Source organism: Bacillota bacterium (genome assembly GCA_033549065.1).
Lineage (GTDB): Bacteria > Bacillota > Dethiobacteria > DTU022 > DTU022 > JAWSUE01.
The window spans coordinates 72,839-85,033 of the sequence record JAWSUE010000008.1; the positions used below are offsets into that span (position 1 = coordinate 72,839).

The following is a 12,195-nucleotide window of genomic DNA, read 5'->3' on the forward strand; positions in this document are numbered from 1 at the left end:
TTCCTACTGAAATTATAGGATATAATTCTAAGCCTGTCAACCTTAGATTATGAAAAAAGGGTATCGAAGGGAAGATGTTGAAATTATTTTTACCCTTTTGCATAATAATAATAAATAATTTAAGAGGAGAGATGCAAATGAAAACAAAAGATAACTTAATGGCTGCCTTTGCCGGAGAATCACAAGCCAACCGTAAATACTTGTCTTTTGCCCGTAAGGCTGAAAAGGATGGATTTAAGAATGTGGGACGGATATTTCAGGCCATAGCTGAAGCTGAAACAGTCCATGCCTTAAAACATTTTGAGATTGCAGGCAAAGTAAACAGCACCCTTGAAAACCTTCAGGCTGCAGCTGAAGGAGAACATTATGAGTTTACCAAAATGTACCCTGAATTCATCGAAACTGCTGATAAAGAAGGAGAGACTGACGCGCTAAAAACTTTTGAGTATGCAAATGCCGCGGAAAAAGTTCATGGCGGAATCTTCAACGATCTAAAAAATCAGGTTGCTAAAGGCGAAGATGTCGAAGATAAGGATGTATATCTCTGCCCTGTATGCGGCTGGGTTGGTCTCGATCCAGTTCCTGACAAGTGCCCGATCTGCAATACTGCAAAAAAAGCTTTCAAACAGTTTTAATTAATTGGAAAAAGTTAGAAACATTCAGCTCTTACCTGGAGGGTTGCTGACAATGCAAAGTTATATGTGCGAGCTCTGCGATTACACTTATGAACCTGATACAGGAGACCCCGAGCACGGAATAGCTCCCGGAACAGCTTTTGAAGATCTCCCCGATGACTGGACATGCCCGGTGTGCGGCGCTGATAAAGACGAATTTCAGGCTGTACCGGAAACAGCCTGAAAAACCAACTGAAAACCATTACTTAGAAAATGCCCTTTCTCAAGGGCATTTTTTTTCTCAAATTTATTCAAGTTCATTTGCTACCAGTTCACCAAAAATCCATAACCCTGCCCATTTAATTTCGTAATTTTTGTTAACCATATCATTACGGACATAGAAAGTTATTCCTTCCACATCTCGTTTTTCATAATCATCCAATGTTTCAGGTGTGCCTGCTTTCACGGCAGGAGTTGAGACTCCACCGCCTCAGCCACCGAGGGTTGCAATGTAAAGAATATAAGGACTATCAGCTTTCTTCATTCTGCTTAGAGCTGCAGGTAGAATTTTTATATTACCCATTTTAACGCCTCCTTATGTCGGTATATCGAATATTCATAAACCTATTGTAATATTACTTTTTTTTATTATATCACAGCAATCCACCATACTCCGCCATAAAAATACCAGACTCTTTTTTATTAATCTTTTCAATCCTGTACAGGGTTAACTCCTTCTCCTGGCCGGTCACTACTTTAAATCCATAGTAATTATTAACGTACTTCATTTTTCTACCCTCTTTTTCTGCTTTATCAATAAATTTATTGTGTTCAGCTAACCTTTTATCAATCAGGTTATTGTGCTGCCATCCCTCTTCGATCACGCGGTTAGCAACAAGGGGGAAATACTGTTCGTCGATCTCGTACCCAATACTGTTTCTGGCCGCCAGCATAGCCGCCATGAGAGTGCTTCCGGTTCCCATAAATGGATCAAGAACAGTATCGCCATATACTGAAAACATACAAATCAAACGGTAAGGAATTTGTAGGGGGAAAGCTGCACTGCGCCTGATTGTTCTTTCCCCCTTGCGTTCCTGCCTTGTTCCTTTTATATCCCAGAGATCAGAGTACCAAGCATTCCTCTCTTCCCAGAAAATAGCGCTTTTTCTCCTATTCAATTTCTCTTCTGCCGAGACAAACCTGCGTTTTTCCCCTTTCCGAAAAATAAGGATATGTTCGTGTTCCAGTGTTATATATGCACCAGATGGCAAAACTCCGGATCCCATAAACTTGGTAGGGGCATTGGTTTGTTTCCTCCAGATCACAGAGGGCAGGGTAGTAAATCCAACAGAAGAGAAAAAGTTAATTATACGGGCGTGATTAGAGTAAATTTTAAATGTTCCATTCAAACTACGAACAGCATCGCCGATATTGATACAGACAATCCCACCTTCAACGGTTACCCTGAATAATTCTTTCCAGATCGGTTCAAGCAGAAGATGCATATGATTAAAAGCTTCATCACCATTACCACGATCAATCATAGGCCTGATGGAGGAATCTTTTTCACAAAATAGATTATCCCACATTTCGATCATCGGGTAAGGTGGCGAAGTCACAACAAGATCAACGCTCTTGTCATCAAGTTCAGTCATCGTCTCGGCATCTTTATTAAAAATACGGTGTACTGTTTGCACTGTTCACCTCAATAAATATTTGTTACGAGTTGATCATATTTCATCTGTGATTATATCTTACCGGCAAATGCTGAACAATAAAAGATTGACTGCCTGCTAACTTATAAAAAGAAGTGCAGGAAGTTTGGCTCTGCTGTAGAAAATAGCAGAAAAACATGCACAGGGAGCTTGATGATGAAAGTAGTAATCGCGCCTGACAAATTTAAAAGCAGTATGACAGCCAGGGATGCTGCAACTCAAATTTCAAAAGGTATAGAAGAGATACTGCCGGAAGCGGAACTTGCTATCTCGCCTTTGTCAGATGGCGGTGAAGGCCTTATGGACTGTCTGGCTGAAATATTTCAGATTAATAGAAGAACAGAAGTGGTTACAGGGCCAGGAGGAAACCCGATTAATGCTGCATGGGCAATCTCCGGAGATGGTAAGACAGCAATCATTGAGATGGCAGCAGCTTCAGGTTTGCACCTGCTCCAACCCGAGGAGAGAAATCCCAAAACAACAACAACTTTCGGAACCGGAGAACTGATTAAAGCAGTGCTCGACGAAGGTTGTGAAATTCTAATCCTCGGTATTGGCGGAAGCGCAACCAATGATGGCGGTGCGGGTATGGCCCAGGCTCTTGGAGTTAAATTTTTCGACAGCAACGACCATCTACTCGGTTTTGGTGGTCAGGAATTAATAAAATTAACCAGAATAGATACATCTGAACTGGATAACCGGCTCGGGAATATCAGGATCAAGGTTGCCTGTGATGTTCAAAATCCCCTGACAGGGCCGGAAGGCGCTTCATTAATTTACAGCCGGCAGAAGGGTGCTTCAGACAGTGATATCGAAACCCTTGAAAGTGCTTTAAAGCATTATGCTGAGATTCTCAATAAAGATCTGGGCATTGATGTAACTGACATCCCGGGTGCAGGGGCTGCCGGTGGTTTAGGCGCTGGAATGACTGCATTTCTAAATGCTGAACTGCTACCGGGGATAGAACTGGTTCTGGACCTGATAAACTTTGATAACCTGATCAAGAACAGCACACTGGTCATAACCGGGGAAGGGAAAATAGACAGACAATCCCTGTTTGGAAAAACAACGATAGGCGTAACCAAAAGAGCAAATCGGTACAATATTCCAGTCATTGCGCTTGCCGGAAGTATCGAAGGTGACCTGGATAAGCTTCACGATGAAGGAATTTGCGCCTGTTTTGCCATTGCTAACGGTCCGATGGACCTTGAAGAATCGATCAACAGGGGACCGGAACTGCTCTATTCAAAAACAAAAGAACTTTTTCGATTCTTGAATATTAACCTGAAAAGAAAATAACCCGCAGAAATTTTCCACGGGTTATTTGGCAAATACTTAATTAATTAATCGTAAAGGTCCTTTCGGCGTCAATAACAACCTCATAAACTTCCAGGACTCTTTCTCCGTCAAGATCAATCGCCAGAAAATCATATATTCCCGGATCAACAAAGAATATTCGCCTTCCTGTCTCAGCCGGAATAAAATATTTATCACCAAGCCAGTCTTCGCCCCAATCATCACTATCACTGGGGGAAAGATAAAAAAGCGCTATATCTGTGTCAGTATTATTTTCTACTAAAACCGGTATTATGCCATCTCCACCAACCTGAACACGAATATCGTCACTGATATCCCAAACACCTTCTATGACATATAACTCGTATGTTAGCAGGGAAAGATCATAAGTTCCATCAGGCATAACGAAAGTGTATGATTCTCCGGGTTCGATAAGCTCATCATTGAGCATATCTACTCCCCACTCATCAAGGCCTGAACCAAAAAAAACGGCAAAAGAAATAATAATCTCTTCTGTCTCATTAATAACTTCAATCGAAATCGTATCATTGACAGCAGGGGCCGGTTCACTGTTTCCACAGCCTGCTGCCACTAGCAGGAAGGAAACGCAGATTATTACCAGCAATATTTTTTTGATCATAACCAACCTCCATTTTGCGAAGTCCATTAACCGAATAATAAAATAAGCCTGCAACTGCAGGCCATCGTCAATACAACTACAGGGCCTCGTTATCAAATAATTTACATTTTCTTGCAGGTTCACTCTAGCCTGCCTTAGTAATTCTATCATAATGGATTATTTATTCAAGCCAAAATGATTCAGGATAAATATTATACTCCTTTTTTCCCCGGCCGAGGGGTATAATGGGAAACAGGTGTTAATTAACTACTGGAGTAGGTATGCATAAATTGAAAGAACAGAGCGAAAGATTAGGAAAAGATCCTATACCCCGGCTGCTGGCCGATCTGGCCATTCCGGCAATTGTTGGTATGCTTGTAATGGCCACGCATAGTGTAATCGACACGATCTATATCGCCCGTGGAGTTGGAACAGTTGGTGTTGCCGCGGTAGCTATAGCATTCCCACTTCATATGTTCTTCATGGCTTTAAGCGGTGCTATCGGTATAGGAGGCGCTTCAGTTATTTCAAGAGCCCTGGGAGCAGGCAACCTGCAGAAAGCCAACGAGGCATTCGGTAATATAAACAGCCTGGTAATCACCGTTAGTGTAGTTGGCGCTCTGCTCGGTTTAAGTTTTCTAACCCCAATGCTAATTTTATTTGGTTCGAGTGCTACAATCCTGCCATACGCCAGGGATTACCTGGGGATAATCCTCTATGGAACGATATTTTTTGCATACAGCTTTGCCGTCAACAACATTGTCCGGGCTGAAGGTAATGCCCGCATGGCTATGACAACAATGATCATGTCCTCTATCCTTAACGCAATCTTTACACCAATATTTATGTTTGTTTTAGATATGGGAATTCAAGGCGCAGCCTATGGTACCGTTTTAGCCCAGGGGTTAACCGCACTTTACCTCTTCCTCTATTTTCAAACCGGTAAAAGTTCTCTTTCAGTACGCATACACTACCTGGCTCCCCAACCAAAGTTGATCGGCGAAATCCTTTCCATAGGCGCATCTGCTTTTGTTCGACAGGGCTCAGGCAGTATTATGCTAATTGTTGCCAATAACATGCTGATCCTTTACGGCGGTGATATAGCAATCGCTGTCCTCGGTATCATTCACAGGGTAATCATGTTCACGTTAATGCCTATTCTGGGTGTAGTGCAAGGCATGTTACCCCTGGTGGGATTCAATTACGGGGCAAAAAATAAACTTCGTGTAAATGAAACAATTGTTCTGGCTATGAAGGTTGCCACTGCGATTGCCCTTTTTGCCTTTATACTGGTCATGTCAATTCCGGGGCCGCTGATCAAGATCTTTACCGACGATCCGGAAGCGATTGAAATGGGTCGCAGCGCATTAAGAATCATTTTCGCACTTTCCCTGACTGTCGGAGTGCAGATGATTACCGGTGGAGTGTTCCAGGCATTAGGAAAAGCCAGGTCAGCTTTTATTGTTTCCATGACCAGGCAGATTATTTTCCTGATCCCTCTTCTGTTATTACTGCCTTTTCTCTTTGATTTACGGGGCATCTGGCTGGCATTTCCGCTGGCGGATCTTTTATCGTTTATACTTGTTATCTGGTTGATCAGGCAGCACAAAAATTACTTCTTCCCGGATAAACAAAATCTGGCGGCTTCTTCAGAGTGAAGGAGTATTTCATATCAGATAGAATTTGTTATTTATGAAGCAAACCAACCGCTTTTTCTTACAACTTTTTTTATTTTTCATCTTTCTTCTTATCATCTTAGTCCTCAGCAGTTGTTTTAATTTTAAAGAAGCAGCCCCTGATGGAGTTGAACTTGTAAAAGTCCGAATCACCATGGTGATTGATGGAGACACGGTCTATGCCCGCTTTCCCAACGGCTCAGAAGAAAAAGTGCGCTTCATAGGAGTTGATGCTCCGGAAATCAATCACCCGCAGAAAGGCATGGAGATATTCGGCCCTGAATCTACTGAATACACCCGAAAAAAAATAGAAGGGGAACAACTCTGGCTTGAGTTTGATGCTGCCGAGAGAGATCAGTATGGCAGGCTTTTGGCTTATTTATGGATAGAGATTCCCGAAAATATTGACGATCGGGAAATCAGAGAAAAGATGTTTAATGCCCAACTCTTAATTGACGGATATGCCGTGCAGGTTATCTTCCCCCCGAATGTTAAGTATGTAGACTATTTTACAATCTATAATAATGAAGCACGGGATGGGCAGCGTGGATTGTGGAATATAAAAGATCCTCAAGGAATCCCCAGTTACCCAGCGCCAGTTGTGCCATAAGTACTACAATGATACAATTTATTTTACGGGAATAATAGATTACTTTTTTTGTTCAATAATTTAATTAAATGATCGGAGAGATTTGAATGGGCATATTAACCTGGTTAATTGTTGGAGTGATTGCTGGATGGCTGGCCGGACGGGTAATGAAAGGTAAAGGCTTCGGTTTGGTTGGCAATATTGTAATAGGTGTGATTGGAGCTTTGGTCGGTGGTTGGCTGGCAGGAGCAGTTTTCAATATTCATAATGCCGTAAGCGGATTCAACCTGACAACAATAATTGTTGCTTTCCTGGGTGCCGTTCTCGTTCTTTACATTGCAAAACTGGCAAAAATATAGGGTTGCCTTCAAAAATTTATGAAAGAGAATAAACCTGAATTACCCTGTAAAACAGGGGATAAATATAACTTACTTATAACCGATCTTAACCACCGGGGCGAAGGTGTAGGAAAGATTGATGGTTACACTATTTTTACAGATGGAGCCCTCCCCGGTGAAAAAGTCGAAGTTAAGATTAACGCAGCTCATAAAAATTATGCATCGGCATCTCTGATAAATGTACTGGATGAATCACCTGACCGTATCCAACCGGAGTGCCCTTATTTTGGAAACTGTGGTGGATGTCAGATCCAGCATCTGTCATACCCAAAACAGCTGGATTGGAAACGTTCCAGGGTATCTGAAACACTGAAAAGAATTTCCGGTATAAACGCTGAGGTTAAACCGGTTTTGGGCATGAATGATCCCTGGCATTACAGGAATAAAGCCCAGGTTCACTTCCAGATCATAAATGGCCGGATAGCTGCCGGTTTTTTTGAAAAAGAGAGCCATAATGTGATCGATATCAGTGAATGCCCGGTTCAGCATCCTCAGAATTCGACTTTAATTAATATATTACGGGAAGCTTTAACATTTTACCTGAAGGATAATTGTTCTATCAAGATCGGACAAATACCATTATCCGGAGCTATCCTACGCTCTTCCTTTACTGACGTTCAAAACCTGGTCATCTTTAACTCCCCATCCGAAAAGCATACAAAAGCATATGCTGAACTGGCAGAACTGGTCAATAAAATATCAGATAAAAAGGCAAAAGGGATTCTGGTCCGTCAACAAACCGGCAGTAGCTTTAATAAACCGGTTATACTTTCCGGCCTTGACTATATCGAGGAGACAATAGCCCCTTTCAGATATAAAATATCTGCCTCCTCATTTTTCCAGGTAAATTCCCGACAGGCTGCAGTTCTATACAAAGTTGCCGCAGAGCTTGCAGATAAATCAAATACAGCATACGATCTCTACTGCGGGACAGGTAATTTCACCTTGCATTTAAGTCTCACAGCCAAAAAAGTTATTGGTGTTGATTCAAATCCGTCCGCAATTGCAGATGCAATTGAAAATGCGGCGTTTAACGGGGTGAAGAATGCTGATTTTGTATGTGCCAGGGTTGAAGAGATCAATAACTTAATCAATATTGACGACCGGCCTGTCACTGTTTTTTTGAACCCCCCAAGAGGAGGGTGCTCGAATGTACTGCTGGAAAGAGTAGGAAAGACCAGTCCTGATCAAGTTGTTTACATTTCATGTAATCCGGCCACGTTGGCCCGGGATCTGAAGCAGATGGTCACAAAGGGTTACACAATAAATCAAGTCCAACCAATTGATATGTTCCCCCATACAAGCCATGTGGAGACGGTAGTATTGATAACAAGGGTTTAGAAGTAGAGGTGCTGGAAAGGCTATACATATGTGGATTTGGAGTTTTTGTTGTAAGAAAATCGGAGGACGGAAACTATGGTTTTCGGTTCACGGGAATACGTCCACTAAATGAGATTTGATAGTTGAGTGGCCAGGTTAGATGTGTACTCTAGTGTCAGAACAGATTAGATGTTCAGAGGTTCATGACAGAGCAGATTGGATGTTTTTTAATTTTCCGAGGTTGACAGAGTAGGTTTGATGTTTAGATATAGTACCAGTAACATAACGAGTAAATTTAAGGGGACACATACTGATGAGTAAATATGACTTTAAAGCATGTAATCCAATGAAAGTCAGTACAGTTGTTTTAATTACATATGCTGCAATAATTGGATTTGTACATGGAGTCGGAGAAATACTTCAAGCAGGAAGTAAATCAAATTCAAATTTGATTTATGCGTTAGATGTGGCTGACCCTGATAAAGTTTGGCATGCAGGTTTGCCGGCATTCTCCGTAATACCTGATTATTTAATTTCAGGAATCATAACCGTTTTGATTAGTATTGCTATAGTAATTTTTGCGAATTTGTTGATTGAGAGTAATTGTTTTAAATTTCTCCCACTCATATTTATTCTCTTATTTCTTTTTGGTGGTGGTTTTGTTCCTCCATTTATTGGCATTATAACAAGTAGTTATTATGTAATCAAAAAAAAATCAAGTATGAATAAGCAACCATCGTTTTTAAGAAAGCTAATTGCAAAATTATGGATTTACTTGATATCAGCTCTTATATTGTGGCTTCCTTCAAGCTGGATAATTGGATGGATTTTCCCTGCGTTTATGCTTCAAATAAGTTCTGTAACATTTATTATGCTTGATATTATCCTGCCAATTTTAATATTAGTAGCTGCAAATTCACAGTTTACTATTGCTACAAATAAAATATAGGTACAGAGTGGTTTTACATGTGGAAGAAAATAAGGTGATATAAAACCAAAAGTGACAGGAATTTTTGCTTTTCCCAATGATCCTAAAGGTTTAAGTAAAGAGAACGGTGTATTTTTAATGAATGACGGTATGTAAATTAATGATGGCCAGTTTAAAGATGCACTTGAATTTATATTTGATTTTGTTCGATATGGAAACAAGTACTATGATTCGACGGAGCCATGGAAGACTAGAGTTGCAAATAAAGATAAGTGCGACAACACACCTAATAATTGTGTTCAGATTATTGCTAACCTAACTGTTCTATTGCAGCCCTTTTTACCGTTTTCTTCACAAAGAATATCTAATTGGCTCAACTTGAATAATGAGTGGAAACCTCAACATGTTCAAGAAGGGTTTAAGATTTCAGATATACCCATACTGTTTGAAAGGCTTGATAAAAAAATATTGAAGAAGAAAGGGGAAAATTACGAATACAATAGTTGAAATATGTTGATATGTTCCCCATGCCTCGGTTTCTCGAAAATCAGTTAAAAATCGGTTGATATGTTTCCGTAAACGTCGGGTGCAAAAATCGCCCTCTGACATCAATGCCATCAACTCGAGCCATGTTGAGTGCGTAGTATTGATGTCAAGAGCTGAAAAATGATGGACGAAGAAACCCAGTAGTAAAGGGCATTCCAGCATTTGCTGCTTAATGCTATAAAAAAAGCTGGCAGCAGATTAAGTGGGAAGCCTTTTTTTTGTTTTATGTGGGAACAGGTCAACGGCATTAATTGAGGGAGGGTTGAGTTGACGGATTAGATAACGGCTATTTTCCCATAGGTTGTGGAGACAAGATAGATGTAATTTACAAATTCATAATACTCTCCAAAAAATATAATCTGCTTATAAAGGACAAAGCTGTAACCGGTCAATACTTTTGGATGAAAAATGGCCATTAAAAATGGATGTTTTTTGCTACAATATGGTATTTCTATGCTTGACTCTGTAGCTATCACCACTCATGTTAAAAATTTCGCTGTTATGAATCAAGCGATCTAAAATTGCGGTAGTAATGGCCGTATCGCCTAAGAACTCGGCCCATTCCTCAAAACCCTTGTTCGAAGTAATGATGAAGATATTATTCTTAAATTAAGGAATGTATTTGAAGACTGTATAAGCAAAGGAATCATACCGGATCATAATGTTGATCAGACACTTTTTCACTATTATTTTGTTATACAGGGAATTATTTCAAATAGCATATATTATGAAAAAGGGGACATACATTTTACAAGAGCAATTGATTTAACCTGGGAGAGTTTCTGGAATGGGTTAAGTTGAAGAATAATTTATAATTATCCTGAATTATTCATGAGACTATGATCAACCCGAAAATCGGCAAATAACAGATTTTTACGGGTGTTGTTTTCAGAATTGATTAAGTCTAGTCAAAAAATGGACAGATTTATCCCGTAAATGTCAGTTTTACGATTTTGAGTTGTCAAGGATCATTGATTTTACTACTCAAGCTGTGGAAGGTGTCTTATGTTTTCGAGAACTTTATAAAATTCATCTTTATAAGGGCAACTGCTGCACAGCTTGAAAAAGATATATCTTGATGCTCTAACGATTTTAGAAGCAATCTTAAGCAATCTTAAGCAGTTTTAGGCGAATGGTGTCGATCTGCATTTTATTCATATTTTTCGGTAGTACAAGTCGCCTAAAGTAGTTAAATAAATTGTATGCCAACGCATGGAGTTGAAGGCGATTTGCATTAATCACCTTGCTACTGCTGGGTGTAGAAGCAAAATCAAAGCCACTTTTGCCTTCTTTGATGAAATTCTCCATGGTGCCACGATTGCGGTAATATCGGATGATTTCTTCAGGATTTAGCTTCATATTAGTGACAATGAACGAATATTGATTCGTAAGCTGGTTATAAGGCTTTTCAACTTTTACTATAACACGTCTTGGATAGTCCCATTTGGCTGCTTTATACTCGAACTCGTCATAACGCACCACGTAATCAATCATATTGTCTTTGGTTGCTTTGGCAATCTCATCATCAAGATGCTTTACATGTGAATAGAGTACACTGTTAGCCTTTAAGCGAATGGCATAAGCTACACCATTGGTTTCGCATTGTTTGAATAAATCTGGTGTGGCAAACCCACTATCACCTCGCAAGAATAGTTCGATTGCAGGATATTTTTCTGCAAATTCATCAAGCAGTGGTTGCATGAAATCGACAACGCCATTTGAACTGTATGTGGTGCCGTCGCGAAGTTCTACTTTCAGTAGATCACCACTAAGATCGTCATAGCATAGCAGAGGATGATATCCATGGGCACTATAATGATAATTGAAGCCTTCTCCCTCTTGCTTGCCATATGTACTTAGCAATGTGGAATCTAGATCTAAAAGCACCTGTTTGGGTTGCTGAATTCTGTAAGCAGATGCTCTCATGGACTTTGTGATTTCATCGTACTGATGGAGAGTTGCTTCATCCATACGGTTCCAAAATCTTGACAGAGTCGGCTGTGATGCAAGCGTTTTCTTTTCAAGAATGCTTCTGAATACAGGTTCATGAGTCAGTTCATCAGCATCGTCATCATTAAAGTAGCCAGCGATGATTTGATAAACGAGCTGACAAAGGTTTTGATGATCTTTATGAATTCGTCTAATGTTACCATCTGTTTTGAAATGGCTGACATGCTTATGAAAACCAAATTTGTGGGCAAATTCTTTTATAAGAAGCATTCCTGAATCGGAGGACAAATCGCCACCGTTGAAATTAATTTTGAATCTACTATTGCATTCCAATTGAAGTGCATTTAAACTGGACATGAAGAGAGTTTCTCCTTTGTTTTGTCTTGGTTTTGTCACTTAGATTTTAACAAAGAAGGAGCTCTTTTTCTATTGTTTTGACTTCACTTAATAAGTGAGTAGGAAAAAACAATAAAAACGTTGTAATTATGCGGCACGAAGCAGCGTCGTATAAAATTTTATGAATAATTCAGGTTAAATTCTGTTA

Annotated in this window: 12 protein-coding genes and 2 pseudogenes; 8 read left to right on the forward strand and 6 right to left on the reverse strand. The window is 40.0% G+C overall.

Features of this window, described 5'->3' with window-relative positions; all coding sequences use genetic code 11:
- Positions 1–137 precede the first annotated feature (137 nt).
- Positions 138–635 carry a rubrerythrin family protein gene (locus tag SCJ97_06955; protein MDW7739780.1) on the forward strand — a complete coding sequence of 166 codons (498 nt, stop codon included), beginning with the start codon at positions 138–140 and terminating at the stop codon, positions 633–635.
- 52 nt (positions 636–687) lie between these two features.
- Complete coding sequence (locus SCJ97_06960; GenBank protein MDW7739781.1) at positions 688–858, forward strand: rubredoxin; 171 nt, start codon at positions 688–690, stop codon at positions 856–858.
- A gap of 63 nt (positions 859–921) precedes the next feature.
- On the opposite strand, the gene SCJ97_06965 is transcribed toward SCJ97_06960, so the two are convergent.
- Both SCJ97_06965 and SCJ97_06970 read right to left on the reverse strand, forming a co-directional pair.
- Positions 922–1,080, reverse strand: a complete 159-nt coding sequence (locus SCJ97_06965; GenBank protein ID MDW7739782.1) for a hypothetical protein — start codon at positions 1,078–1,080, stop codon at positions 922–924.
- A gap of 187 nt (positions 1,081–1,267) precedes the next feature.
- Positions 1,268–2,311, reverse strand: coding sequence for a site-specific DNA-methyltransferase (locus tag SCJ97_06970; protein MDW7739783.1), 1,044 nt, complete (start codon positions 2,309–2,311; stop codon positions 1,268–1,270).
- Positions 2,312–2,485: 174 nt separating this feature from the next.
- Here SCJ97_06970 and SCJ97_06975 point away from each other — a divergent pair, with 174 nt between their 5' ends.
- On the forward strand, positions 2,486–3,628 hold the full coding sequence (locus tag SCJ97_06975; GenBank protein MDW7739784.1) for a glycerate kinase: 1,143 nt from the start codon (positions 2,486–2,488) through the stop codon (positions 3,626–3,628).
- A 40-nt stretch (positions 3,629–3,668) separates the two neighbouring features.
- On the opposite strand, the gene SCJ97_06980 is transcribed toward SCJ97_06975, so the two are convergent.
- Positions 3,669–4,265 (reverse strand): hypothetical protein, encoded by a 597-nt coding sequence (locus SCJ97_06980; protein ID MDW7739785.1) that lies wholly within the window; start codon positions 4,263–4,265, stop codon positions 3,669–3,671.
- 269 nt (positions 4,266–4,534) lie between these two features.
- On the opposite strand from SCJ97_06980, the gene SCJ97_06985 reads away from it, so the two are divergent.
- From SCJ97_06985 to SCJ97_07005, 5 genes are all read left to right on the forward strand, one after another.
- Positions 4,535–5,902, forward strand: coding sequence for an MATE family efflux transporter (locus SCJ97_06985; protein ID MDW7739786.1), 1,368 nt, complete (start codon positions 4,535–4,537; stop codon positions 5,900–5,902).
- Positions 5,903–6,074: 172 nt separating this feature from the next.
- Positions 6,075–6,530, forward strand: coding sequence for a thermonuclease family protein (locus SCJ97_06990; protein MDW7739787.1), 456 nt, complete (start codon positions 6,075–6,077; stop codon positions 6,528–6,530).
- 86 nt (positions 6,531–6,616) lie between these two features.
- Entirely contained in the window at positions 6,617–6,868 is a 252-nt protein-coding gene (locus SCJ97_06995; protein ID MDW7739788.1) for a GlsB/YeaQ/YmgE family stress response membrane protein, read from the forward strand.
- 18 nt (positions 6,869–6,886) lie between these two features.
- A complete protein-coding gene (gene rlmD / locus SCJ97_07000; GenBank protein ID MDW7739789.1) occupies positions 6,887–8,248 on the forward strand; it encodes a 23S rRNA (uracil(1939)-C(5))-methyltransferase RlmD in 1,362 nt (453 codons plus the stop codon).
- Between the two features lie 292 nt (positions 8,249–8,540).
- Positions 8,541–9,176: a hypothetical protein gene (locus SCJ97_07005; GenBank protein ID MDW7739790.1), complete on the forward strand. Its 636-nt coding sequence runs from the start codon at positions 8,541–8,543 to the stop codon at positions 9,174–9,176.
- Between the two features lie 405 nt (positions 9,177–9,581).
- On the opposite strand, the gene SCJ97_07010 is transcribed toward SCJ97_07005, so the two are convergent.
- From SCJ97_07010 to SCJ97_07020, 3 genes and pseudogenes are all read right to left on the reverse strand, one after another.
- The gene (locus SCJ97_07010) at positions 9,582–9,863 is read right to left on the reverse strand and encodes a hypothetical protein (GenBank protein ID MDW7739791.1); all 282 of its coding nucleotides are present in this window, start codon (positions 9,861–9,863) and stop codon (positions 9,582–9,584) included.
- Positions 9,864–10,136: 273 nt separating this feature from the next.
- A pseudogene (locus SCJ97_07015) lies at positions 10,137–10,292 on the reverse strand (ATP-binding protein).
- Between the two features lie 389 nt (positions 10,293–10,681).
- Positions 10,682–12,008 (reverse strand): annotated as a pseudogene (locus SCJ97_07020) (IS1380 family transposase).
- Positions 12,009–12,195: the final 187 nt, after the last annotated feature.

Coding starts and splice junctions, on each gene's coding strand:
- SCJ97_06980 (MDW7739785.1), bottom strand. CDS start 4,265: ATGATCAAAAAAATATTGCTGGTAATAATCTGCGTTTCCTTCCTGCTA.
- SCJ97_07005 (MDW7739790.1), top strand. CDS start 8,541: ATGAGTAAATATGACTTTAAAGCATGTAATCCAATGAAAGTCAGTACA.
- rlmD (MDW7739789.1), top strand. CDS start 6,887: ATGAAAGAGAATAAACCTGAATTACCCTGTAAAACAGGGGATAAATAT.
- SCJ97_07010 (MDW7739791.1), bottom strand. CDS start 9,863: ATGCTGGAATGCCCTTTACTACTGGGTTTCTTCGTCCATCATTTTTCA.
- SCJ97_06975 (MDW7739784.1), top strand. CDS start 2,486: ATGAAAGTAGTAATCGCGCCTGACAAATTTAAAAGCAGTATGACAGCC.
- SCJ97_06960 (MDW7739781.1), top strand. CDS start 688: ATGCAAAGTTATATGTGCGAGCTCTGCGATTACACTTATGAACCTGAT.
- SCJ97_06955 (MDW7739780.1), top strand. CDS start 138: ATGAAAACAAAAGATAACTTAATGGCTGCCTTTGCCGGAGAATCACAA.
- SCJ97_06990 (MDW7739787.1), top strand. CDS start 6,075: ATGGTGATTGATGGAGACACGGTCTATGCCCGCTTTCCCAACGGCTCA.
- SCJ97_06995 (MDW7739788.1), top strand. CDS start 6,617: ATGGGCATATTAACCTGGTTAATTGTTGGAGTGATTGCTGGATGGCTG.